The sequence below is a fragment of the Azohydromonas lata NBRC 102462 genome (genome assembly GCF_001571085.1).
GTDB classification, from domain to species: domain Bacteria; phylum Pseudomonadota; class Gammaproteobacteria; order Burkholderiales; family Burkholderiaceae_C; genus Azohydromonas; species Azohydromonas lata.
The window spans coordinates 17,582-41,146 of sequence record NZ_BCTC01000001.1; the positions used below are offsets into that span (position 1 = coordinate 17,582).

Genomic DNA, 23,565 nt, shown 5'->3' on the forward strand with positions numbered 1-23,565 from the left:
CTCTGGTCTCGCAAACAGGGCCGGCATTGTCGCCGCAGCGCGTGCCCGCAACAGACTGGCGGTCTTGGCCCGGCGCTCCTGCACAATCTTCAGCCCATGGTCCCACTGCACTCCGGCGCGCTGCTGCGACGCCTCTTCGCGCTGCTGGCACTGCTGCTGGCACTGGCTTCCCCCGCCACGGCGGATGTGCTGCGCATAGAACAGGCGCAAAGCGTGGAAAGCGACAGCGACCGCTACCCGGACGATGGGCCGCAGCGCACCGTGTCCTTGCCCGACGACTGGAACGCCTCGCGGCCGGGCCGTGCGGGGCCGGTGTGGTACCGCGTGCGCTTTGACGCGCCCGTGGCGCAGGACGCCAACGAACTCCTGGCGCTGTACGTGGAGCGCGCGTGCAGCAACCTCGAAGTGCAGCTCAACGGCCAGCGCCTGCATGCGGCCGGCCGCATGCGCGAGCCCATGACGCGCAACTGCCACCATGCCCAGCTCGTGACGCTGCCCGCCGCGCTGCTGCGCCCCGAGGGCAACCTGCTGGACATCAAGGTGGCGGGCCAGCCGCTGCAGCGCGTGGGCTCGCGGCTGCGCGCGGGCGGGTTGTCGGAGCTGGAGCTTGGGCCCCACACGCTGCTGGCGCCGCAGCAGGAGCGCCATCTCACGCTCAACGTCACGCTGCCGCTGGTGCTCAGCGGCAGCCTGCTGCTGCTCGGCGGCTTCATGTGCGTGCTGGGCTGGCTCAACCGGCGCCACAGCTACCTGGCCTACTTCGGCATCCTGGCCGTGGGTTCGGCGCTGCTGACGGCGCGGCTGGGCTGGCGCGACCTGCCGCTCACCAGCTTCGAGGCCGAGGTGGTGCTGGCCTTGCTGATGCCCATCGTCACGCTGGCGGCGGTGCAGTTCCTGCTGCGCCGCGCCGGCCAGCGCACGCCGCGTCTTGGGCTGGTGCTGGTGCTGCAGTGCGTGCTGGTGCCGGCCAGCCTGCTGCTCGGCGGCGCCGAGCGCGTGCACCTGCTGGCCAACGCCTGGGCCACGCTGCTGGCGCTGGAGGTGCTGGTGGCACTGGCGCGCTTCCTGCGCCGCGCCTGGCGCCGCCGCGGCCAGCACGGCTGGGCTGCGGCCATGCTGATTGCCGGCACGGCGGCCCTGGTGGTGGTGCAACTGCTGGCGCTGCTGGAGCCGCCGGGCTCGACCTTCCTGGCGCTGGTGCACCTGTCGCTGCCGCTGACCTTCATAGGCATGGGACTGCGCCTTGTGCAACTGCACGGCCGCGCCTTGCAGGACGCCGAGGCCGACCGCCGCGTGCTGGAGGCGCGCATCCGCGAGGCCACCGAGGAAATCGAGCGCAACTTCGCGCAGCTCACCGAGCTGCGCATCGAGCAGGTCACCGAGCGCGAGCGCAAGCGCATCGCCGCGGATTTGCACGACGACTTGGGTGCCAAGCTGCTGACCATCGTCCACACCAGCGACAACGAGCGCATTTCCACGCTGGCGCGCGAGGCGCTGGAGGAGATGCGGCTGTCGGTACGCGGCCTCACGGGGCGGCCGGTGCGGCTCATCGACGCGTTGGGCGACTGGCGCGCCGAGGCCATGAGCCGCCTGTCACAGACCGGCATAGAGGCACGCTGGGTGGCGCCCACCGACGACCTGCCGCAGACCCTCTCGGCCCGCGCCTACGTGCAGACCACGCGCATCCTGCGCGAGGCGGTCAACAACATCATCAAGCACAGCGGTGCGACGCACTGCACGGTGACCTGCCAGATCGACGGCAGCGACTTCCAGCTCGCCATCCAGGACAACGGCCGCGGCATCCCCATGGAGCTCGACGGCCGGCTCGACCGCGGCCACGGCATGTCCAGCATGAAGCACCGCGCCAAGCAGTTGCAGGGCCAGTGCCTGGTGGAGTCGGGGCCGGGCTACGGCACCGTCATCCGCCTGACGCTGCCGCTGGAGCGCCACGCCGTGGCGGCCTGAGAAGAAGCAGACCGGGAAGCCGCGCCATCCCTCCAGACGCGGGCCCGCGGCCAAGTGGCCTCAAACAGGTGCGCTGTTACCATGAACTACACACAACCCGTGACGTTTTGGTGGAGGGACTTGTGAAAAACATCCTGCTTCTGGAAGACCTGCCGCAGATCCGCACCTGGCTCAAGAGCCTGGTGATGGAGGTGTTTCCACACGCCGAAATCTCTGAAAGCGCACGCGTGCATGACGCCCTGGGCCTGGTGTCGGCGCTGCGCTTCGACCTGGCGCTGGTTGATCTGGGCTTGCCCGACGGATCGGGAGTGGACGTGGTGACGGCGCTGCGCGAGCAGCAGCCCGAGGCGCAGTCGGTGGTGGTGACCATCCACGACGACGACGAGCACCTCTTCCCCGCTCTGCAGGCTGGTGCCTACGGCTATATCCTCAAGGAGCAGCCGCGCGAGCTCATCACCGAGCAGTTGCAGCGCATCAGCCAGGGCGAGCCGCCGCTGTCGCCTTCCATCGCCCGGCGCGTCATCGCCTACTTCGCCGCGCAGGCCAAGCCGCAGGCGCCGCTCATGCCGCACGTGCAACTTACCGAGCGTGAAAGCGAAGTGCTGCTGCGCGTGGCCAAGGGTTTCACGCTGCCGGAGATCGGCGTGCAGCTCAACCTGTCGCGCCACACCATTGCCGACTATGTAAAGCAGATCTATCGCAAGCTGAACGTGAGCTCACGCGCCGAAGCCGCGCTGGAAGCGCAGCGCCTGGGCCTCTTCGGCCGCAGCCGCTGAAAGCAAGAACAACAAGGATTGAAGATGAAGAATTTGACGAGCGCGCCCCTGCGGCCTGATGCGCCGCGGGCGGTGTGCCCGTGATCGGCCGCCTGCAAGGCCAGCTGATCGAGAAGTCTCCGCCCCTGGTCATGCTGGACGTGGGCGGCGTCGGCTACGAAGTCGATGTGCCCATGAGCACGTTCTACCAACTTCCCTCGCTGGGCGAACGCGTCACGCTGCTTACGCACATGGTGGTGCGCGAGGACGCACATCAGCTCTTCGGCTTTCTCACGGCCGAGGAGCGCGCCACCTTCCGCCAGCTCATCCGCATCAGCGGCGTTGGGCCGCGCATGGCGCTGTCGCTGCTGTCGGGCCTGAGCGTCACGGAGCTCGCGCAGGCCGTGAGCCAGCAGCAGAGCGCACGGCTGGTGAAGGTGCCCGGCATTGGCAAGAAGACGGCCGAGCGGCTGCTGCTGGAGCTCAAGGGCAAGCTGGGACCGGACCTGGGCCAACCGGTGACGATGGCCAACGACGCGCAGGCCGACATCGTGCAGGCGCTCATTGCGCTGGGCTACGCCGAGCGCGACGCCTCCGCCGCGCTCAAGGCGCTGCCGCCGGACGTGGGCGTGAGCGAGGGCATCAAGCTCGCGCTGCGCTCGCTTTCGCGCTGAGCCTGGTCACCGCCGCGGCGGCGGCGGCAATGTCAGCGTCAGTGCTTGTGGTCGTGCCCCTGGCCACCGTGCATGTGACCTGAGGCCGCGGCCGGTGCGGCGCGGTTGTCTACGAGCAGCTCCGTCTTCACCTCGCCGGCCTTTTCGAAGCGCAGCACCAGCGGCAGCTTGTCGCCCGCACGCAGCGGCGCCTTCAGGCCCATGAGCATGAGGTGCAGGCCGCCGGGCGCGAGGTCCACCGTGGCGCCCGCGGGCAGCTCGATCGCATCGACCTGGCGCATGCGCATCACGTCGCCGGACATTTGCATGCTGTGCAGTTCCACGCGCTCGGCCGCGGACGTGCTGGCGCTCAGGAGCCGGTCGGCCGCGTTGCCGGCATTGCGCAACTGCACGTAGGCGCCGCCCACGGGCTGCCCGGCCACGGTGGGCCGCGCCCAGCCGTCGCGCGCCTGCACGGTGGGGTCGGCCCAGGCGGTGGTGCTCAACAGCAGGGCGGCAGCCAGCAGGCCGCGGCGCAGGGTCATGAAATTCATGCTCGGGTCCCGGTTCGGTGTGAGGAAGTGATCAGGCGGCTTGCGGCGCAAGGCCATGAGGGGCGGCATGTTAGCCAGCCGGCCTACCAGGCCGTTCGATAATGCCTGTATGAGCATACAGACGGACGAATTCGCGGGCGCCCCGCCGCGCCGCATGGTCAGCGCCGCCCCGGGCTCGCCCAATGAGGAGGCGTTCGAGAAGGCGCTGCGCCCAAAGGGCCTGCGCGAATACGTGGGCCAAGCCAAGGCGCGCGAGCAGTTGGAAATCTTCATCAGTGCGGCGCGCAAGCGGCGCGAAGCCCTGGACCACGTGCTGCTGTTCGGCCCGCCGGGGCTGGGCAAGACCACGCTGTCGCACATCATCGCCGCCGAGTTGGGCGTGAACCTGCGCCAAACATCGGGGCCCGTGCTGGAAAAGCCCAAGGACCTGGCGGCCATCCTCACCAGCCTGGAGCGGCACGACGTGCTGTTCATCGACGAGATCCACCGACTGTCGCCGGTGGTGGAGGAAATCCTCTACCCGGCGCTGGAGGACTACCAGATCGACATCATGATCGGCGAGGGCCCGGCGGCGCGCTCCATCAAGCTGGACCTGCAGCCCTTCACGCTCGTGGGCGCCACCACCCGCGCCGGCATGCTCACCAATCCGCTGCGCGATCGCTTCGGCATCGTGGCGCGGCTGGAGTTCTACACGCCGCAAGAGCTTGCGCGCATCGTCACGCGCTCGGCCGGGCTGCTGGAGGCCCCCATCGATGCCGCCGGCGCCATGGAAATAGCACGCCGCTCGCGTGGCACGCCTCGCATCGCCAACCGGCTGCTGCGCCGCGTGCGCGACTATGCCGACGTCAAGGGTGACGGCTCCATAGGCGGCGACATCGCCTCGGCCGCGCTGGCCATGCTGGACGTGGACCCGCAGGGCTTCGACCTCATGGACCGCAAGCTGCTGGAGGCCGTAGTGCACCGCTTCGACGGCGGCCCCGTGGGCCTGGACAACGTGGCCGCAGCCATAGGCGAGGAGCCCGGCACGATTGAGGACGTGATCGAGCCCTACCTCATCCAGCAGGGCTACCTGCAGCGCACGCCGCGCGGGCGCATCGCCACGCTGGCCGCCTACCGGCACCTGGGCGTGGCGCCCAAGGCGGGGGCCGGCGACCTGTTCGAGAACTGATCACGCCTTGCCCCGTCGCCCGGGGCAGCGGCTCACAGCATGTCTTCAACCACCAGGCGGTGGTAGCGCTCGGCCACGCGCGCACCGTAGCGGCGGGCGACCTCGCCGGCGCGCAACGCCTGCTCGTCCTCCGGCGCGAAGACGATGAGCCAGCCGCAGCCCTCGCGGGCCAGCTCGCAGTAACGGCGCATGAGAACGACCTCATGGCCGAACTCGGCCGTGCCGCTCACGCCGTCGAGCATCTGCCGCATCTCGCGGCCTTCCTCGTCGCCGGTGTAGAACAGGACATCTTCGGAACCGAAGCCCAGCTCGCGCAGGTCGCGCGCGGCCTGCTGTGCCGACTGGTCGTCCGGGAAAGCCACCACCACGTGCCCAACCGGCTTGAAGGCGCCGAAAGACACCGGCACCTGCGTCTTGGTCATCCGCTTCACGGCCATAGCCGACCTCCGCTACGTTCAAGTGCGGCCGCACGGGAGGCGCGGCCGCATCACGCCACGGGGCAAGGCGAGTGCCCGTCAGCGGACAAAGCGGCTTTAACGCAGGTTCAGGTCGCCTTGCTGCGCCGCTGCTGCCACGCCAGCAGCTCGCCGACGATGCCGCGGCGGAAGGCGATCACGCACACCACGAAGATGCCGCCGATGATCACCGTCACCCAGGAGCCGACGCGGTCGGCCAAGAAGTTCTGCAAACCGATGATGGTGAAGGAGCCCAGCACCGGCCCGGCGAAGGTGCCCATGCCGCCCAGCAGCGTCATGAGCACCACCTCGCCGGAGAGCGACCAGTGCACGTCGGACAAAGTGGCAAAGCCCAGCACCAGCGTCTTGAGCGATCCAGCCAGCCCGGCCAGCGCGGTGGACAGGACGAAGGCCAGCAGCTTGTACTTGTCCACGTCGTAGCCCAGCGACACCGCGCGCGGCTCGTTTTCGCGAATGGCCTTGAGCACCTGGCCGTAAGGCGAATGGACGATGCGAATCACCCCCAGGTACACCGCCACGAACACGGCCAGCACCACGAAATACATCGCGACGTCGTCGCCCAGCGGGATGAAGCCGAACAAGTGGCCACGCGGCACGCCCTGCAGGCCGTCCTCGCCGCCCGTGAAGGGCACCTGCAGGCATACGAAGTACACCATCTGCGCCATGGCCAGCGTGATCATGGCGAAGTAGATGCCCTGGCGGCGTATGGCGATGAGCCCGACCAGCAGTCCCACCAGCGCCGCAATGGCGGTGCCGGCCAGCAGCCCGAGCTCCGGCGGCCAGCCCGCACTGCGCACCAGCCAGCCCGTGGCGTAGGCGGCCGAGCCCATGAAGGCCGCGTGTCCGAACGACAGCAGCCCGGTGTAGCCCAGCAGGAGATTGAAGGCGCAGGCGAAGATGGCAAAGCACAGCGCCTTCATCATGAACACCGGGTACAGGCCGATGAAGGGCGCGGCCAGCAATACGGCCAGCACGACGAGCCAGAGCAGCCGAGCGCGGCGCTCCACGGAGACAGCAGAAGCGCCGGGCATCATTTCTCCTTGCCGAACAGGCCGGCGGGCCGCAGCACCAGCACGATGGCCATGATCACGAACACCACGATGTTGGAGGCCTCGGGATAGAAGACCTTGGTCAGGCCCTCCACCAACCCAAGCATCAGCCCGGTGAGGATGGAGCCCAGGATGGAGCCCATGCCGCCGATCACCACCACCGCGAACACGACGATGATGAGGTTGCTGCCCATCAGCGGCGTGACCTGAATCACCGGCGCAGCCAGCACTCCGGCCAGCGCCGCCAGTCCAGCGCCGGCGGCGTAGGTGAACATCACCATTACCGGCACGTTGATGCCGAAGGCCTGCACCAGCGCCGGGTTCTCGGTACCAGCACGCAGCGTGGCGCCCAGCGGCGTCTTCTCTATCAGGAACCAGGTGCCCAGGCACACCACGAGCGAAGCGACGATGACCCAGGCCCGATAGTTGGGCAGCACCATGAAACCCAGGTTGGTTGCGCCCTGCAACAAGTCGGGCACCGGGTACTGCTGGCCCGACACCCCGAACTGCTCGCGAAACACGCCCTCGGCAATCAACGCCAGGCCAAACGTCAGCAGCAGCCCATACAGCGGGTCGAGCTTGTAGAGATGCTTGAGCAGCGTGCGTTCAATGACCACGCCCAGGGCCCCGACCACCAGCGGCGCGAACACCAGCGCCATCCAGTAGTTGATGCCCAGGTACTCCAGCCCCAGCCAGGCCACGTAGGCGCCGATCATGTACAGCGCCCCATGGGCGAAGTTCACGATGCCCAGCAGGCCGAAGATCACCGCCAGCCCCAGGCTGAGCATGGCGTAGAAGGAGCCGTTGACCAGGCCCAGCATGAGCTGGCCCAGGAAGGCCTGGTGCGGTATGCCGAAGATGTCCACGAGGTCAGGTCCCGAAGTGGAGTACGGGGTGCACGCGCCGCCGCGCGGTACGGCGGCGGCGCAGCGGGCTCAGTGCGTCACTGCTTCCACAGCGCGCACTTGCTCTCCGCCTTGGTGGTGAAGGCCACGTCGCCCTTGATGGTCTCCACCACGTTGTAGTAGTCCCAGGGCTCGGTCGATTGCGCGGGCGTCTTGACCTGCATGAGGTACATGTCGTGCACCATGCGGCCGTCCTCGCGCACGTAGCCGTTCTTGGCGAAGACGTCGTTGATCTTGGTCTTCTTGAGTTGCGCCATCACCTTGTCGCCGTCGTCGCTGCCCACGGCCTTGACGGCCTGCAGGTAGTTCAGCGCCACCGAGTAGTCGGCGGCCTGCAGCGATGAGGGCATGCGCTTGATCTTCTCAAAGAACTTGCGGCCCCAGGCGCGGCTTTCGGCGTCGCGGTTCCAGTACCAGCTGTCGGTGAGGTACATGCCCTGGGTGTTCTTCAGGCCCAGCGAGTGCACGTCGTTGATGAACATCAGCAGCCCGGCAAGCTTCATCGACTTGGTGATGCCGAACTCGTTGGCCGCCTTGATGGCGTTGATGGTGTCGCCGCCGGCGTTGGCCAAGCCCAGGATCTGCGCCTTGCTGGACTGTGCCTGCAGCAAGAAGCTGGAGAAGTCGCTGGCCGAGAGCGGGTGCTTGACCGAACCTGCCACCGTGCCGCCGGAGGCCTTGACGACGTTGGCCGTGTCGTTCTGCAGCGACTGGCCGAAGGCGTAGTCGGCGGTGAGGAAGAACCAGCTCTTGCCGCCGGCGCGCACCACCGCGCCGCCCGTGCCCTTGGCCAGCGCCACCGTGTCGTAGGCCCAGTGCACGGTGTAGGGCGAGCACTGCTCGTTGGTCAGCGCCGAGGTGCCGGAGCCCACGGCGATGAAGGGCTTCTTCTTCTCCGCCGCCACCTTGGCCATGGCCAGGCTGGTGCCGGAGTTGGTGCCGCCTATGAGCAAATCCATGCCCTGGGTGTCGAACCACTCGCGCGCCTTGGCGGCGGCCACGTCGGCCTTGTTCTGGTGGTCGGCGGTGATCAGCTCCACCTTCTTGCCATTGATGGCGCCGCCCATCTCCGCGATGGCCATGCGTATGGCCTCAGCGCCGCCGGGGCCGTCGATGTCCGAGTACAGGCCGCCCATGTCGGTGATGAAGCCAATGCGGATCACATCGCCCGATACCTGGGCATGGGCGGAACCAATGGATGCGATGGCAACGGCACAGCCGGCAGCAAGCGTCTTGAGTTTCATGTCGGGGTCTCCTTGCAGTAGCACTTCAAACGTCACACGCCCAGGTACTCGCGCAGCTTCTGGCTGTGCTGCGGCAGTTGATCCTGGGTGAATTCCTCGATCACGCGGCCGTGCTCCATGACGAGGAAGCGGTCCGCCAGCGGCGCGGCGAAGCGAAAGTTTTGCTCCACCATCACGATGGTGTAGCCCTGGCGCCGCAGCGTCATCACCATCTCCGCGAGCTTCTGGACGATCACCGGCGCCAGGCCCTCGGAAATCTCGTCCAGCAGCAGCAGCCGCGCGCCGGTGCGCAGGATGCGCGCCACCGCCAGCATCTGCTGCTCGCCGCCGGACAGCCGCGTGCCCTGGCTGGAGGCGCGCTCGCGCAGGTTTGGGAACATCGCGTAGATCTGCTCCACGCTCATGCCGCCCTGGGTCAGCACGGGCGGCAGCATCAGGTTCTCCTGCGTGGAGAGGCTGGAGAAGATGCCGCGCTCCTCCGGGCAGTAACCCACGCCCAGCCGCGCGATGCGGTGCGTGGGCAACGAGACGCTCTCCTCGCCGTGGACCTTGATGGAGCCCTTGCGGCTGCCCGTGAGACCCATGATGGCGCGCAGTGTCGTGGTGCGCCCGGCGCCGTTGCGGCCCAGCAGCGTCACCACCTCGCCCTCCTCCACCGTGAAGCTCACCCCGTGCAGCACGTGCGATTCGCCGTACCAGGCGTGCAGGTCGCGCACCTCCAGCAGACGCCGGCGCGCGGCCCCGGCAGCCGGGGCCACGGCGGGTGCCGTGTTGGCGGGTTGCAGCCCAACGGGCGGCATGGGCGTGGCCACGCCACCGGTTTGCGTGCGTTGCATCAGTGTGCTCCCTGCAGTTCGACGTTGGCGCTGCCCATGTAGGCCTCCACCACCGCCGGGTTGGCCGACACCTGCGCGTAAGGACCTTCCGCGAGCACGGCGCCGCGCTGCAGCACCGTGATGGTGTCGGCGATGCTCGACACCACGCTCATGTTGTGCTCCACCATCAGCACGGTGCGGTCCGCGGCCACCTTCTTGATGAGCTGGCGGATGCGGTCCACATCCTCTATGCCCATGCCCTGCGTGGGCTCGTCCAGCAGCATCAGCCGCGGCTCCATGGCCAGCGTCGTGGCGATTTCCAGCGAGCGTTTGCGACCGTAGCTCAGCTCCACCGCCGGCAGATCGGCGTAGCGCGGCAGGTCCACCGCATGCAGCAACTCCATCGCGCGCTCATTGAGCACACTGAGCTTGCGCTCGGAGCGCCAGAACTGAAACGACGCCCCCAGGTGCTTGCGCTGCAGCGCCACCCGCACGTTCTCCAGCACCGTCAGGTGCGGAAACACGGCCGATATCTGGAAGGAGCGGATGACGCCACGGCGCGCTATCTGCGCCGGTGCCTCACGCGTGATGTCCTGCCCCTCGAAGACGATGCGCCCGGAGGTGGGCTGCAGGAACTTGGTGAGCAGGTTGAAGCAGGTGGTCTTGCCCGCGCCGTTGGGTCCGATCAGCGCGTGAATGGTCCCGCGCCGCACGCGCAGGTTGACCTTGTTGACCGCGACGAAGCCCTTGAACTCGCGGGTGAGATCCTGGGTTTCCAGGATGTGGTCGCCGCTCATGCGCCGCCTCCTTGCTTGACGTTGTCCCGGGAGGCCTGCGGCACCGAGCCGCCCAGCCGCTGCGTGAGCTCGCGCGCCGTGCCCAGCACCACCTCCAGGTGCCGCGCGCCGCCGTCGGTGCCGAGCATGCTTTTGTTGATGCACACGCCCACGCCGGCCACGGCCTGGCCCGCGGCGTCGAACACCGGCGCACCCATGCAATAAACGCCCTCGCGCACGCCCTCGTCGTCGATGCTGTAGCCGCGCTCACGCGTGGCGCGCAGCTCACGCCTGAGTGCTGCGCGCGTGAGCGGCCCCTTGCTCGCCATGCTGGGCAGCGGGTCGGTAGGAAACAGGTGCCCCAGCCGCTCCGGGCTCTGGTGCGCCAGCATGGCCTTGCCCGTAGCAGCCAGGTGCGCGGGCAAGCGCATGCCCACCGTGAAGGCCAAGCCCAGCGGGCGCCGGCCCGGCCGCGCGGCCACGTACACCACCTCGGCGCCATTGAGCACGGACAGGATGATGGTTTCGTCATGCGCACCGCCGGCCGTGGTCTTCCACAGCGCGTTGAACTCGTCCGTCACCTGCGTGCACGACACGAAAGCTTCAGCCAGCCGCATCACGCGCGCACCCAGGATGAAGCTCCCATCGGCTTGACGGCGCAGGTAGCCGAAGCTCACCAGCGTGTTGCAAAGGCCATGCACGCTGCTCTTGGGATAGCCCAACTCCGTGGCCAGGCGTGCCAGCGTCAGCGGCGTGCGCGCCTGCGCGATGCGCTCCAGCAGCGTCAGCGCCCGCGCCACGGCCGGCACCAGCGAAGGCTGCGCCGGGGCGTTCTCACCTTGCGGGGCCGCCGCAGGCTGTCCGGCAGAGCGGCGTGCACGAGAGGCGATGACGGCTGGGTTGTTCAATCTGCTGAATGGGATTCAATAGACGGAACCGGATCGTCGGCACTTGCCGCAAGCCTGTCATTACTGCCGAGGCCAAACCGAGGGAATGTCCTGTGGGGGCTAACCCTGTCATCCAAGTTGCATCAAAGGCAACATTTCGATGCGCAGAGATATTTCCCCGGGACCGGCCAGAAAGCGGTTTTGGAGGGAATCAACCTGAAGAGGGAAGCCCCCTCCCCCAGGGGAGCGATGCCCACCCGCGATCCGCGTGCGGCGAAGCCGTCCAGAACACTCAGGAGCTGCAAGCACTTGGGCCGCGCCGCGACCGGGCTCAGCGGCTCCAGCAGGCCGGTGGCGTGCGCTGCACGTTGCCTCGGTTCACCATCACGGCCAAGGCGGTGCAGGTACCGTCGGCGGCCTGGCTGCGGCCGGCTACGGCAGTGGCCGTGACCACGTAGCCCGCCGCGCCGGCATCGGCCAGCGCCAGCGCGTAGTAGCCGTCAGTGCTCAGGGTGCGCAGGCCCAGGCCCAGCGGTGGCGCCGTGGCCAAGTCGCCGGCATAAGCGCGGTGGCTGCCGCGCCAGCGCTCCTGTGCCTGCTCCACCTGCATCAGCGCGACCACCGCATCGGTGCGCCGGCTCTTTCGCAGTTGCGCCATGTAGGAGGGATAGGCCACGGCCGCCAACACGGCGGCGATGGCCAGGGCCACCACCGCTTCCACCAGCGTGAAGCCCGTACCGGCCCTGCGGGAAGAAACATTTGCTTGCGCCATCGCTCCAGTGTGGACAGCACGGCAGCGGCGTGGTGAGCCGCCATGGTGCGGCCCCCGCAGGCATGCGGCAGGAAAAGCACGCATGAGGCCGCCGCGCCGAGGCATGGCGGCTTGAAGGAAGCGAAGGGTTCAGGCGCCGCGCACCACGAATGCGCAGCGCCTTTGGGGATCAGGCCGTCTCGTCCAGCGCCGGCCGGGCCAGGTGCGCGTCATCGCTCCAGCCCACCAAAGTAAAGCCCTGGGGGGTGTGCAGCAGCCGGTTGACGGTGGCGTTGCCGATGTGCCAAGTGCGCGGGGCCTGCAGATCCAGCCGCGTGGCAGCGCGGTAAAGGCAGTCCAGCACGCCGCCATGGGCCACCAGCGCGATGGACTGGCCTGCGTGGCGCGACGCCAGTTCCATGGCCGTGTTCACGCAGCGCTCGTAGAACTCCCGCAGCGTCTCGCCACCCTCGGGGCCGAACTCGGGGTCGCGGTGCCGCCAGCGCAGGCTGCTCTCGGGCCAACGCTGCTCGATCTCGTCGAAGCGCAGGCCTTCGAAGCAGCCGAAACGCCGCTCGCGCAGTCCCGGCTCGCGCTGCACCGGCAGGCCCGCGGCTTGGGCGAAGCCCTGGGCCGTTTCGACGGCACGGCCCAAGTCGCTGGCATAGACGGCGTGCAGCGGCTCCTCGGCCAGCGCCTGCGTCAGGCACTGCGCCTGCCAGCGGCCGTTGGCATTGAGCGGGATGTCGGTGTGGCCCTGGATGCGCGTGTCGGCGTTCCAGTCGGTTTCACCGTGGCGGATGGCAATGATGCGGGTGGGTTCCAGGGGACTTCCTTTGCAGCGGCCGCGGCGCGCGGGGCGTCAGGACTGCGCCAGCAGCCTGCGGTTGAGCGTGTAAGTGCCGCTGAAGCGGGCCTCGGCCAGCACCTGGCCGGCCAGCGCCGCGCGGGCTTCGGCACCCGTGAACGCACCCTCCACCGCCAGGCGCGGCACCGACAGCGCGTAAAGGGTGAACACGTAATGGTGCACCAGCGTGTCGTTGAAGGGCGGGAAAGGCCCGTCATACCCGAAGTAGCTGCCGGCCATTGGCGCGTCGCCGGCGAACCAGCCGGTGTAGTCGTTGACGCCCTGGCGCGCACCGTGCGGCGCTGCCGGCCCCGGCTTGCCGCGCGCCGTGAAACCCTGACTGAACTGGCCCTCGCCGATGGCGGTGAGCGTGGGCGGCAGGTCCACCAGCACCCAGTGGAAGAAGTCCACGCGCGGCAGGTCGGCGGGGACTTCGCGGTCAGGCTGGTTGACGTCGTCGCCTCGGCTGGGCACGTCCGGGTCGTGGCAAATCAGCGCCAGCGAACAGGTCCCGGCGGGCACGCCGCTCCAGGCCAGGTGCGGGTTGAGGTTGGGGGCGAAGCCCACGCCCTCGCCGTCAATGCGCCCGGCGGCAAAGCGCTCGGGGATGGGCGCACCGTCGGCCCAGCTCTCGCTCCAGAGTTTCATGACGCTCTCCTCGGTCTTTGTGTTGAGGTGGCAGGGGAAACGGGCGCCACGGCGCGCCGGGCGAGCGCGTCCGCACTGAAAGGCCGCGGGCCCAGCCCGGCAGGCGGCGGGCTCAGACGCCCCAGACGATCGGATAGCCCGCCGCTTGGGCGCGCTTCATCATCTCCACCAGCGGCCACACGCGCTGGCGCAGCCCCACGCCGTCGCGCGGCGGCAGTTGCTTGCCCTCGGCGGCGGCTTCGGCCTCGGCTTGGGCGCGGGCGGCCTCCTCGGCCGCCACGGCCTGCTCCAGCAACTGGCGCAGCCGGGGCATGTCGTCCACTTCGAAGATGCCCTGCGCCGCGGGCTCGCGGCCCATGATGCGCAGCAGCTGGTCGCCGTTGACGCCCAACATCACCACGTCGCCCGTCGCCTTGGACTTGAACTTGTAGATCATCGCTTGGCCATGTAGTCGCGGTTGAAGGGATAGCTTGATTGTGCGCCGCGCATGGGGCCCTGGCCGACGTCGCCGCTGGGGGCGCTGGCCAGCATCTGGTGCAGCGACAGCCAACCCTGCTCGAAGCTCGCGGCGCTGCCGGCCAGGTACAGCCGGTAGGCGCGCAGCACGCGCTCGCCGGCCAGCGCGCGGGCCTCTTCCAGCCGCGACTCCAGCGCGTCCGACCACGCCCACAGCGTGCGCGCGTAGTGCGGGCGCAGGTTCTCGGTGTCCAGCATCTCCAGCCCCGCGCCGGCCATCTCGCGCAGCACGTGCGAGACGTGCAGCAGCTCGCCGCCGGGAAAGATGTAGCGGTCTATGAAGTCGCCTATGCCCGCGCCCAACTGCCGGTTGCGCGTGCCACCGGCGGTGATGCCGTGGTTCATCAACAGCCCGCCGGGCTTGAGCAGGCGGCGGATCTTGGCGAAGTACACGGGCAGGTTGGCGCGGCCCACGTGCTCGAACATGCCCACGGAGGCGATCTTGTCGAAGGGCGCGTCCTCCGGCAGCGCGCGGTAGTCCAGCAGCTCCATGCGCACACGCCCGCGCAGGCCGCGCTCCTCGATGAGCCGGTTGACGTGCGCGTGCTGGTTCCTGGACAGCGTGATGCCGTGCCCCCGCACCCCGTAGTGCTCGGCCGCCCACAGCAGCAGGCCGCCCCAGCCCGCACCTATGTCCAGGAAGCGCTCGCCCTCGCGCAGCATGAGCTTGCGGCAGATGTGGTCGAGCTTGGCCTCCTGCGCCTGCGCCAGCGTCATGCCGGCGTCGCGGAAATAGGCGCAGGAGTAGATGCGCCGCTCATCCAGCCACAGCGCGTAGAAGTCATCCGAGACGTCGTAGTGGAACTGCACCTGCTGCGCGTCGGCCGCGGGCGTGTGGCGCGCCAGGGCGCGGCCCGCGCCCAGCAGCTCGCGCCAGGCCGCCAGCGGCGAGCGCCTTTGCTCGCCCGTGGGATCGGCGGCGATGAGCTGCACGGCCAGCCGCATCACGTCGCGCGGCGCGCCGCCTATGTCCAGGCGGTGCTCCACGTAGTCCTCCGCCACGCGGCCTATCTGGCCCGTGGCCAGGTGCACCAGCGCGCGCAGGTCCTGCAGCACCAGCGTGACGGCCGCCGGCAGCGGGCCCAGCCGCCGCCCGCCGGGCAGCGTCACCGCCAACGGCGGCTGCAGGGCGGCAATCTTGCGTTCGACCAGGGCTTCCAGCGTTGGCATGGCACACGGGGGGCGGCGGACAACGAGCCCCATCCTGTAGGCACGGCCGCGCCGTCGCAATTGGCGTGCCCGCCACCCTCACCCGTGCGGGGGATAGCCTTGCTCCCCATGCCGCCCCGGTCGTGCCTTCAGGCCGGCGCGGGCGCCGGCGGCAGCGGCTGCGAGCGCTGGTGCTGCTCCAGCACCTCGGCCTCCAGCGCCGGGGCCCAAAGGTAGCCCTGGCCTTCGGGGCAGCCTACGCGCGACAGAAACTCGCGCTGCGCCTCGGTTTCCACGCCCTCGGCGATGACGCGCAGCTCCAGCGCCTGCGCCATCTGGACGATGGCACGGACGATGGCCGCGTCGCTCTCGTCGCCGGGCAGCCCGCGGACGAAGCCGCGGTCGATCTTGAGCTTGTTGATGGGAAAGCGCTTGAGGTAGGCCAGGCTGGAGTAGCCGGTGCCGAAGTCGTCCACCGCCAGCCGCACGCCCAACTGCGCCAGCGCCTGCAGCCGGGACAGCGTCTCCTCCGCGTCGTGCAGCAGCAGGCTCTCGGTGAGCTCCAGCTCCAGCAGGTGCGGCGGCAGCGACGCCGCCTCCAGCACCGCCTGCACCTGGTCCACGAAGTAGGGCTGCTGGAACTGCAGCGCCGAGACGTTGACCGCCACCGGCAGCGGCCAGCCCTGCTGCAGCCAGCGCGAGGCCTGGCCCACGGCCTGCGTGAGCACCCACTCGCCTATGGCAACGATGAAGCCGCTGGCCTCGGCCACGGGGATGAACTCCGCGGGCGGGATGTCGCCGCCGCGCCCGGGGTCGTGCCAGCGTATGAGCGCCTCCACGCCCACCAGGCGGCCGCTGTCCAGGTCGTGCTGCGGCTGGTAGGTGAGGCGAAAGCGCTTGCTCGCCAGCGCCAGCCGCATGGCGTGGTCCAGCCGGATGCGCGCGCGCGCGTCCAGCGGCTGGTGCAGCGGGTGGTGCAGCCGGTAGCCGGCGCGGCCGCCGGCCTTGGCGCGCTGCATGGCAGTCTCGGCGTGGCGCAGCAGCTCGTCGGCGCTGATGCCGTCCACCGGATGCACGGCGATGCCTATGCTGCAGGTGAGGGTGAACTCCGAGCCCTCCAGCGTGAGCGGCCGTGCCACGGTTTCCAGCACGCGGCAGGCGGTGAGCTCGGCAGCGCGCGCGTCGCTGGCGCGCGCCAGCAGCGCGAACTGGTCGCCCCCTAAGCGCGCCACCACGTCGCCCTCGCGCACGCAGTGCTGCAGCCGCGAGCGCATCTCGCACAGCACATGGTCACCGCCGTGGTGGCCCAAGCTGTCGTTGACGTGCTTGAAATGGTCCAGGTCCAGCACCAGCACCGCGAAGCTCTCGCCGCCCGGGGGCATGTCGGCCACGGCGCGCGTGACCCGGTCGCCGAACTGCGCGCGGTTGGCCAGCCCGGTGAGCGGGTCCGTGCTGCTGAGGTGCTCGATGCGCTGGTCGGCGGCGATGCGCTCGCTCAGGTCGCGAAAGGAAAACACCTGCCCAACCGGCCGGCCTCCGACCCACTGCGGCTGCGTCACGCGCTCCACCACCTGCCCCGAGCGCAGCCGCAGCCGGTCGCTGGCCTGCATGAGCACGGCCTCGCGCAGCGCGTCCAGCCGCTGCTGGTAGCGCACGGGGTCGGCGACGCTGCGGCGCATCCAGTCGTAGACGGCCGCGTCGTTGCCCTCCTGCAGCAGCGCCTGCGGCAGCGCCCAAATCTGCGCGAAGTGGCGGTTGAAGCTGCGGATGTGGCCGGCCAAGTCGGTGACGAGGATGCCGTCGGCCGTGGCCTCCAGCGTGGCGCGCAACTGCGCCAGCAACTGCTCGCGCTCCTGCTCGGCCAGGCGCTGCGCGCTGTGGTCCTGCAGCGCCACCATGAACAGCCCCGGCGGCAGCGGCCGTATGCGCCGCGTGAGGTAGAGCGTGGCGCCGTCGCCGCGCTGCAACAGGGCCTGCGAGCACAGCTCGGCCACGGCCTCGGCACCGCCCTCGCAGGCCACGGCAGCGGCCTCGGCCCAAAAGGCGAAGTCCTCCGGCGTGGGCAGCAGCGTGTCCGCGCCCGCACCCAACACGCGCTCGCGCGGCAGCGCCAGCAGCCGCAGCGCCGCCTCATTGACGGCGCACACGCAAAGCGTGCCGGCGTGCACCAGCCACACGGCCTCGTTGAGGTTTTCGATCAGCGCCCCCCAGGCCGCCAGGGCCTGCGGCGGCGGCCCGCCCTCCGCCGGAGCCGCGGCCGCAGCGGCGCTGCCCGCCGCGAGGGCGGACGGCGCGGGAGCCGCCGCCGGCCACTGGGCGGGCTTGGCCACGGCGGCGGCCACGTCGTGGACGGCAAGCTCCACGCCCGGCGCGCAGTTGGGCGGCACCGGGCGCGGCGCACTCATGCGACGCGCTCCTGCACCAGGGGCGCCGGGCCGGCGTCGAAGAAATAGGCCACGCGCTGGTTGGGCGAAAGGTATTGCTGCGCCTCGCGCGGCAGTTGCGCGGGCTTGAGGCTGCGGCGTATGCCCAGCCCGGGCTCGCGCTCCAGGTCCAGCACCAGCGCCTCCTCGCGCGGCACGCGCGGGTCGTGCACCAGCACGCGCGGCTTGAGCGGGCGCCCGGCATTGACGCTGGCCACCAGCGCGTAGCGCTCGTCGGTGAGCTGCACCACCGAGCCCGGCGGGTACACGCCCATCATGCGGACGAAGGCGCCCAACAGTTTTGCGTCGAAACGGGTCTGCCCCTGGGCGAACAGCAGCGACAGCGCCTCGTGCGGCGTGAGCGCCATGGCCGCCAGCGGCGGGTTGCAAAGGTTGTCGTAGCGGTTGGCCAGGGCGACGATGCGCGCGGCCTGGCTGAGCTTGGCAAGCTCCAGCCGCTGCGGGAAGCCGCTGCCGTCGGCGAACTCGTGGTGCTGGGCAATCACCAGCAGCGCCCCCGGGTCCAGCGCCATGCGGCGCCCGTGCACCACGCCCAAGCTGACGTGCTCGCGGTACAGCTTGGTCTCTGCCGCGGTGAAGTGCTCCTGCACGCAGCGCACGCGGTCGGGCAAGTCGATCTTGCCGATGTCGTGCAGCAGCGCGCCCTGGCCCAGCGAGAGCAGCGCAGCCTCATTCAGGTTGAGCAGCCGCCCAAGCAGCAGCGACAGCACGGTGACGTTGAGCGCGTGGGCCGAGGCACGGTCACCCGCGCCCTCGGTGAGCAGCCGTATGCAGCTCTCGGGGTCGGAGAGCATCTGCCGCAGCAGCTCGCCGGTGAGGTTCTCGGTGTGGCGCCGCGCGGCGTCGGCGTCGCCGCCGCGCAGCAGCTCGCTGGCGTCGCGCCAGCCACGTATGGCTTCGGCGTAGCAGCGCTCGCACTGCAGTTGCGCCGAGCGCTGCGCGGCCACGGCCTGGCGGCGCTGGCGCCGAGCGGCCTCGGCCGGCTCTTCCGCCACCGGCGCCACGGTGGGCGCCGGCGCGGCGGCGGCCACCGGCGCGGGCGCGGAAGCGGCGGCGGGCGAAAGCTCGCTGCGGCTGGGATCCCAGCGCACGCGGCGCAGGCCCAGGCCGCGGATGGTGGCGATCTGCGCCTCGCTGCTGATGACGAAGCTGCTCAGCGGGAAGGGATGGGCGATCCAGCTCAGGTCGAGCTGGACGAACATGCCCAGCCGCAGGTCGCGCACGTCAATGGTTTCGGGAAGCGACATCGGGAAAACGGACTGCCAAAAGACCGCCAAGGCCCCGTGAAAACCCACGGGACACCTGGAGCTGCATCGTTCTATGTCGGCACTACTTCAGCAGACTTGAGTCGGGTCAAGAAAAACACCGCGCGCGAACCCGGCAGACGCCACCGCCTGAGCGCCGCGTCAGCGCTGTATGCGGGTGGACAGGACGATGGCCGAGGTGGTGCGCTCCACGCCGTCGAGCGCGCCTATGCGGTCGATGAGCGCGTCGAGCTCGCCTATGGACGCCGCCGCCAGCACGGCGATGAAGTCGAAGGGGCCGCTCACCGAATGCAGCAGCCGCACCTGCGGCACGCGGCGCAGCGCCGCCTCTATGGCGCCGCCCTGCTTGGGCGCGGCGGTGATGAACACGTGCGCGCGCACCAGGGCGCTTTCGGCCTCCTCGTCCACCACCACCGTGTAGCCGGCCACCACGCGGCGGCGCTCCAGGCGCTGCAGGCGGCTTTGCACCGTGGTGCGCGACAGGCCGAGCTTGCGTCCGAGCTCGGCGGTGCTGGCGCGGGCGTTCTCGCGCAGCAGCGCCAGCAGGGCGTGGTCCACGTCGTCGATGTCGGCCATGCGCCGATTGTGCTCGGCAAAGCGCCGAAATGGCGACGACGCTTCGTCGTGCCGGGGGCTGCGTTCTGCGGCAGGGCGCGCCACGATGGCTGCACAAATTTCCCTTCCAGGAGGACGCGCGATGAAGGACGTTCTGGTTCTGGGCGCCGGCCGCATCGGCCGGGTGATGGCGCAACTGCTGGCCGACTCCGGCGACTACGTGGTGACGCTGGCCGACCGCCACGCCGGTGCGCTGCAGGACTTCGGCCCGCCCTCGCTGCGCCGGCACACGCTGCAGCTGGACGCCGCCGACCCCGCCGCGCTGGCCGCGGCGCTGCAGGGCCGCTTCGCGGTGCTCAACGCCTTTCCCTTCGACTGCGCCGCCACCGTGGCCGAGGCCGCGCGCGCCGCGGGCGTGCACTACCTGGACCTCACCGAGGACGTGGCCGCCACGCGCCGCATCAAGGCGCTGGCGCAGGACGCCGCCACCGCCTTCATTCCCCAATGCGGCCTGGCCCCGGGCTTCGTTTCCATCGCCGCGGCCGACCTGGCCGGGCGCTTCGAGCAACTGCAAACCCTGAAGCTGCGCGTGGGGGCGCTTCCGCTCTACCCCAGCAACGCCCTGGACTACAACCTGACCTGGAGCACCGAGGGGCTGATCAACGAGTACATCCAGCCCTGCGAGGCCATCGTGGACGGCCGCCGCGCCGAGGTGGCGGCGCTGGAGGGGCTGGAGCAGTTCAGCCTGGAAGGCACGCGCTACGAGGCGTTCAACACCTCCGGCGGGCTGGGGACGCTGTGCGACACCTGGGAAGGCCGCGTGCGCGAGCTCAACTACCGCAGCATCCGCTACCCCGGCCACGGCCAGCTCATGAAGGCCCTGCTCAACGACCTGCGCCTGCGCGAGCGCCCCGCCCTGCTCAAGGACATCTTCGAGCACGCCATCCCCGCCACGCAGCAGGACGTGGTCGTCATCTTCGTCACCGCCACCGGCTGGTGCGACGGGCGGCTGACGCAGCACAGCCTCTCGCGCCGCGTGCTGGGCCGTTGGGCCGGCCGCGAGCCGCGCAGCGCCATCCAGATCACCACCGCCGGCAGTGCCTGCGCCGTGCTGGACCTGCTGGCCCAGGGCCGGCTGCCGCAGCAGGGTTTCATCCGCCAGGAACAGATCGCGCTGGCCGACTTCCTGGGCAACCGCTTCGGCCTGGTTTACGCCGACCCGGCGGCCGACGGCGGCGAGGCGCCGCAGACGCCCTCGCCCCTGCCGCTGGCGGCGTGAGCCCGTGGCCGCGGCATCCACACCCCGGCCAGCCGCGGCCATCTTCAATTGGCGCTTGAAAGTGCCCAAGGTCATTGCCTTGGCATCCACAGGCCATCTCGCCCCGTTGCAGGCGCTCGCAGGCGCCCATCCCTGGCCTACCAGCAGGCGCCATATGGCCTACGACTTGATTTAAGGCATGTGCGCATTGCGCACAAATCCGCCTGCAGCCCCGCGACAGCGCGGCGGCCACTCTCTACATTCCGGGTACTGAATTGCACATGACGGCGGGCCACGCAGCCCGCCGCAACCCCCGGAGACCCGCAGCATGGCCCAGCGCCGCTCCCTTTCAACCGCCGCCGCCGGCATGGCCGCCGCCGATGCGGACGGGGCGTCGGACGCCGCTCCCGCGCGCGACCGCGACTTGGTGGGTGCGCTGGACAAGGGTCTGCAGGTCATCGAAGCCTTCGACCAGGAGCGCCCGCGGCTGACCATCAGCGAGGTGGCCGCGCGCACCGGCCTCACGCGCGCCGCGGCGCGGCGCTACCTGCTCACGCTGTGCCACCTGGGCTTCGCCAGCCAGGACAGGAATCTCTTCGCCCTCACGGCCAAGGTGCTGCGCCTGTCGCAGAGCTACATGCACTCGGCGCGGCTGCCGCGCATCGTCCAGCCGGAGTTGCTGAAGCTGTCGCACGCGCTCAAGGAAGCCTCCTCGGCCGGCGTGCTCGACGGCAGCGACGTGCTGTGCGTGGCCGCCACCAGCGCCGGGCGCGTCATCTCCAGCACGCTGCAGCCCGGCACCCGCGTGCCCGCCTGGTGCACGGCCAACGGCCGCGTGCTGCTGGCGGCCTGGCCGCAAGACGCCGTGCAGGCCTGGATCGCCCAACAGGCGCTCACCGAGCGCACGCCGCACACCGTCACCGAGCCCACGCAACTGGCCGCCGAGATCGCCGCCGTGCGCGAGCGCGGCCACGCCGCGGTGGACCAGGAGTTCGAGCCCGGGCTGCGCACCGTGTCCGTGCCGCTGCTGAATTTCAAGGGCGAGACGGTCGCCGCGCTCAACGTGAGCGTGCACGCCTCGCGCATGGAGATGGACGAATTGCAGGAGGCGGCCTTGCCGCCGCTGCGCCAGGCGCAGGCGCACCTGCGCCAGATCCTGTGAGCGCGCGACGCACGCGCCTTGTGAAGTTGTTGCCCCCAGACGGAAAAGGAGACAAGCCATGAACACCCCCACCCGCACCCTCCGCACCCAGGTCGCCATCGTCGGCGCCGGCCCCTCGGGGCTGCTGCTGGGGGCGCTGCTGCACAAGGCCGGCGTGGAGGCCGTCATCGTCGAGCAGCGCAGCGCCGACTACGTGCTCGGCCGCATCCGCGCGGGCGTGCTGGAGCAGGTCACCGTGGACTTGCTGGACGAGGCCGGCGTGGCCGAGCGCATGCATGCCGAGGGGCTGCCGCACGACGGCTTCGAGCTGTCTTTTGGCGAGCGCACCCACCGCATCGACCTGCATGCCCTCACCGGCAAGCGCGTCATGGTCTACGGCCAGACCGAGGTCACCCGCGACCTCATGGATGCCCGCGCCGCTGCCGGGCTGCAAACCTTTTATGAGTCCGGCCATGTCAGCGTGCACGACTTCGACACGCAGCAGCCCCGCGTGCGCTTCACCGCGCCGGACGGGCAGCCGGTGGAGGTGCAGGCCGACTTCATCGCCGGCTGCGACGGTTTCCACGGCGTGTGCCGCGCCAGCGTCCCCGAGGGCGCCATCACCAATTTCGAGAAGGTGTACCCGTTCGGCTGGCTGGGCATCCTGGCCGACGTGCCGCCGGTGTCGCACGAGCTGATCTACGCCAGCGCCGACGCGGGCTTCGCCCTGTGCAGCATGCGCAGCAAGACACGCAGCCGCTACTACGTGCAGTGCTCGCTGGCCGACAAGGTCGAGGAGTGGAGCGACGCCGCCTTTTGGGCCGAGCTCAAGCGCCGGCTGCCCGCGCAGGTGGCGGCCAACGTCACCACCGGGCCCTCCATCGAGAAGAGCATCGCCCCGCTGCGCAGCTTCGTGGCCGAGCCCATGCGCTTCGGCCGCCTGTTCCTGGCCGGCGACGCGGCGCACATCGTCCCGCCCACGGGCGCCAAGGGCCTGAACCTGGCCGCCACCGACGTCGGCTACCTCGCGCGCGGCCTGGCCGAGTTCTACCGGGGCTCGGAAGCGGGCATAGACGCCTACTCCGAGCGCTGCCTGCGCCGCATCTGGAAGGCCGAGCGCTTCAGCTGGTGGTTCACCACGCTGATGCACAAGCTCCCCGACAACGGCGCGTTCGGCGCCCGCGTGCAGCAGGCCGAGCTGGACTACCTGTGTGGCTCCGAGGCCGCGCAGCGCGCGCTGGCCGAGAACTACGTGGGCCTGCCCATGGAGGCTTGAGCCGCAGGCGCGAACCCTGCCGGCTGTGCAGGCCGGCACGGCGACAATGGAGAGCGGGCGCCATTTGGGGCGCCCGTTTTTCACTCCCCTCTTGAATTACCGGAGACCCCGCCGTGATCCTTGAACTGGTCGATATCCGCATCCACCCGGGCCAGCAGGCCGCCTTCGACGAGGCGGTGCAGCGCGGGCTGTCCACCGTCATCGGCCCCTTTCCCGGCTGCCGCGGCTGGAAGGTGAACAAGGGCATCGAATCGGCCGAGCGCTACGTGGTGCAGATCTTCTGGGAGACGCTGGAGGACCACACCGTGCACTTCCGCGGCTCCGAGGCCTTCGCCGCCTGGCGCGCCATCGTCGGCCCCTTCTTCGCACAGCCGCCGCACGTGGAACATTTCGAGTTCGTGGGCAAGAGCGCGGGCTGAAGCCATGCTGCTGCCGCTGCGCAGCGCGCAGGGCGGCGTGAAGCCGGGC

24 protein-coding genes are annotated in these 23,565 nt (G+C 70.0%); 8 read left to right on the forward strand and 16 right to left on the reverse strand.

Annotation, left to right across the window (positions count from 1 at the left end; genetic code table 11):
* The first annotated feature begins 96 nt into the window (after nucleotides 1-96).
* From ALA01S_RS00105 to ruvA, 3 genes are all read left to right on the forward strand, one after another.
* Nucleotides 97-1,965 carry a sensor histidine kinase gene (locus ALA01S_RS00105; protein ID WP_066330490.1) on the forward strand — a complete coding sequence of 623 codons (1,869 nt, stop codon included), beginning with the start codon at nucleotides 97-99 and terminating at the stop codon, nucleotides 1,963-1,965.
* Between the two features lie 122 nt (nucleotides 1,966-2,087).
* Entirely contained in the window at nucleotides 2,088-2,741 is a 654-nt protein-coding gene (locus ALA01S_RS00110) for a response regulator (RefSeq protein WP_066330492.1), read from the forward strand.
* 80 nt (nucleotides 2,742-2,821) lie between these two features.
* Entirely contained in the window at nucleotides 2,822-3,394 is a 573-nt protein-coding gene (gene ruvA, locus ALA01S_RS00115; RefSeq protein ID WP_066330745.1) for a Holliday junction branch migration protein RuvA, read from the forward strand.
* 38 nt (nucleotides 3,395-3,432) lie between these two features.
* Here ruvA and ALA01S_RS00120 read toward each other — a convergent pair whose 3' ends face one another.
* Entirely contained in the window at nucleotides 3,433-3,927 is a 495-nt protein-coding gene (locus ALA01S_RS00120) for a copper chaperone PCu(A)C (protein ID WP_066330493.1), read from the reverse strand.
* 109 nt (nucleotides 3,928-4,036) lie between these two features.
* Between ALA01S_RS00120 and ruvB the strand changes: the two genes are divergently transcribed.
* On the forward strand, nucleotides 4,037-5,095 hold the full coding sequence (gene ruvB, locus ALA01S_RS00125; RefSeq protein WP_066330499.1) for a Holliday junction branch migration DNA helicase RuvB: 1,059 nt from the start codon (nucleotides 4,037-4,039) through the stop codon (nucleotides 5,093-5,095).
* A gap of 32 nt (nucleotides 5,096-5,127) precedes the next feature.
* On the opposite strand, the gene ALA01S_RS00130 is transcribed toward ruvB, so the two are convergent.
* From ALA01S_RS00130 to ALA01S_RS00200, 15 genes are all read right to left on the reverse strand, one after another.
* On the reverse strand, nucleotides 5,128-5,532 hold the full coding sequence (locus tag ALA01S_RS00130) for a hypothetical protein (protein ID WP_066330500.1): 405 nt from the start codon (nucleotides 5,530-5,532) through the stop codon (nucleotides 5,128-5,130).
* A gap of 107 nt (nucleotides 5,533-5,639) precedes the next feature.
* On the reverse strand, nucleotides 5,640-6,602 hold the full coding sequence (locus ALA01S_RS00135; protein ID WP_066330501.1) for a branched-chain amino acid ABC transporter permease: 963 nt from the start codon (nucleotides 6,600-6,602) through the stop codon (nucleotides 5,640-5,642).
* On the reverse strand, nucleotides 6,602-7,486 hold the full coding sequence (locus tag ALA01S_RS00140; protein ID WP_066330502.1) for a branched-chain amino acid ABC transporter permease: 885 nt from the start codon (nucleotides 7,484-7,486) through the stop codon (nucleotides 6,602-6,604). The genes ALA01S_RS00135 and ALA01S_RS00140 overlap by 1 nt, the downstream gene beginning before the upstream one ends.
* Before the next feature lie 77 nt (nucleotides 7,487-7,563).
* Entirely contained in the window at nucleotides 7,564-8,769 is a 1,206-nt protein-coding gene (locus ALA01S_RS00145; RefSeq protein WP_066330503.1) for an ABC transporter substrate-binding protein, read from the reverse strand.
* A gap of 32 nt (nucleotides 8,770-8,801) precedes the next feature.
* A complete protein-coding gene (locus ALA01S_RS00150; RefSeq protein WP_238455641.1) occupies nucleotides 8,802-9,605 on the reverse strand; it encodes an ABC transporter ATP-binding protein in 804 nt (267 codons plus the stop codon).
* Complete coding sequence (locus tag ALA01S_RS00155) at nucleotides 9,605-10,381, reverse strand: ABC transporter ATP-binding protein (RefSeq protein ID WP_066330507.1); 777 nt, start codon at nucleotides 10,379-10,381, stop codon at nucleotides 9,605-9,607. Before ALA01S_RS00155 ends, ALA01S_RS00150 begins: the two co-directional genes overlap by 1 nt.
* Nucleotides 10,378-11,268, reverse strand: a complete 891-nt coding sequence (locus tag ALA01S_RS00160; protein WP_066330509.1) for an IclR family transcriptional regulator — start codon at nucleotides 11,266-11,268, stop codon at nucleotides 10,378-10,380. Before ALA01S_RS00160 ends, ALA01S_RS00155 begins: the two co-directional genes overlap by 4 nt.
* Nucleotides 11,269-11,578: 310 nt before the next feature.
* Entirely contained in the window at nucleotides 11,579-12,019 is a 441-nt protein-coding gene (locus ALA01S_RS00165; RefSeq protein ID WP_066330511.1) for a type IV pilin protein, read from the reverse strand.
* Between the two features lie 169 nt (nucleotides 12,020-12,188).
* Nucleotides 12,189-12,824, reverse strand: coding sequence for a histidine phosphatase family protein (locus tag ALA01S_RS00170; RefSeq protein ID WP_066330513.1), 636 nt, complete (start codon nucleotides 12,822-12,824; stop codon nucleotides 12,189-12,191).
* A 36-nt stretch (nucleotides 12,825-12,860) separates the two neighbouring features.
* Nucleotides 12,861-13,493: a YbhB/YbcL family Raf kinase inhibitor-like protein gene (locus ALA01S_RS00175; RefSeq protein ID WP_066330514.1), complete on the reverse strand. Its 633-nt coding sequence runs from the start codon at nucleotides 13,491-13,493 to the stop codon at nucleotides 12,861-12,863.
* A 112-nt stretch (nucleotides 13,494-13,605) separates the two neighbouring features.
* Nucleotides 13,606-13,929 (reverse strand): DUF1840 domain-containing protein, encoded by a 324-nt coding sequence (locus tag ALA01S_RS00180; RefSeq protein WP_066330516.1) that lies wholly within the window; start codon nucleotides 13,927-13,929, stop codon nucleotides 13,606-13,608.
* Entirely contained in the window at nucleotides 13,926-15,179 is a 1,254-nt protein-coding gene (locus tag ALA01S_RS00185) for a class I SAM-dependent methyltransferase (RefSeq protein ID WP_066330518.1), read from the reverse strand. Before ALA01S_RS00185 ends, ALA01S_RS00180 begins: the two co-directional genes overlap by 4 nt.
* A gap of 128 nt (nucleotides 15,180-15,307) precedes the next feature.
* On the reverse strand, nucleotides 15,308-17,563 hold the full coding sequence (locus ALA01S_RS00190) for a putative bifunctional diguanylate cyclase/phosphodiesterase (protein ID WP_066330519.1): 2,256 nt from the start codon (nucleotides 17,561-17,563) through the stop codon (nucleotides 15,308-15,310).
* On the reverse strand, nucleotides 17,560-18,849 hold the full coding sequence (locus ALA01S_RS00195; RefSeq protein WP_066330520.1) for a cyclic di-GMP phosphodiesterase: 1,290 nt from the start codon (nucleotides 18,847-18,849) through the stop codon (nucleotides 17,560-17,562). Before ALA01S_RS00195 ends, ALA01S_RS00190 begins: the two co-directional genes overlap by 4 nt.
* A 159-nt stretch (nucleotides 18,850-19,008) precedes the next feature.
* A complete protein-coding gene (locus tag ALA01S_RS00200) occupies nucleotides 19,009-19,443 on the reverse strand; it encodes an Lrp/AsnC family transcriptional regulator (protein ID WP_066330523.1) in 435 nt (144 codons plus the stop codon).
* Between the two features lie 121 nt (nucleotides 19,444-19,564).
* On the opposite strand from ALA01S_RS00200, the gene ALA01S_RS00205 reads away from it, so the two are divergent.
* The 4 genes from ALA01S_RS00205 (at nucleotide 19,565) to ALA01S_RS00220 (ending at nucleotide 23,516) form a co-directional block, all read left to right on the forward strand.
* Complete coding sequence (locus tag ALA01S_RS00205) at nucleotides 19,565-20,701, forward strand: saccharopine dehydrogenase family protein (RefSeq protein ID WP_066330525.1); 1,137 nt, start codon at nucleotides 19,565-19,567, stop codon at nucleotides 20,699-20,701.
* A gap of 307 nt (nucleotides 20,702-21,008) precedes the next feature.
* Nucleotides 21,009-21,842 carry an IclR family transcriptional regulator domain-containing protein gene (locus ALA01S_RS00210; RefSeq protein ID WP_373862969.1) on the forward strand — a complete coding sequence of 278 codons (834 nt, stop codon included), beginning with the start codon at nucleotides 21,009-21,011 and terminating at the stop codon, nucleotides 21,840-21,842.
* A gap of 58 nt (nucleotides 21,843-21,900) precedes the next feature.
* On the forward strand, nucleotides 21,901-23,097 hold the full coding sequence (gene pobA, locus ALA01S_RS00215; protein WP_066330526.1) for a 4-hydroxybenzoate 3-monooxygenase: 1,197 nt from the start codon (nucleotides 21,901-21,903) through the stop codon (nucleotides 23,095-23,097).
* A 113-nt stretch (nucleotides 23,098-23,210) separates the two neighbouring features.
* Nucleotides 23,211-23,516: an antibiotic biosynthesis monooxygenase family protein gene (locus tag ALA01S_RS00220; protein WP_066330527.1), complete on the forward strand. Its 306-nt coding sequence runs from the start codon at nucleotides 23,211-23,213 to the stop codon at nucleotides 23,514-23,516.
* The last annotated feature ends 49 nt before the right edge of the window (nucleotides 23,517-23,565 follow it).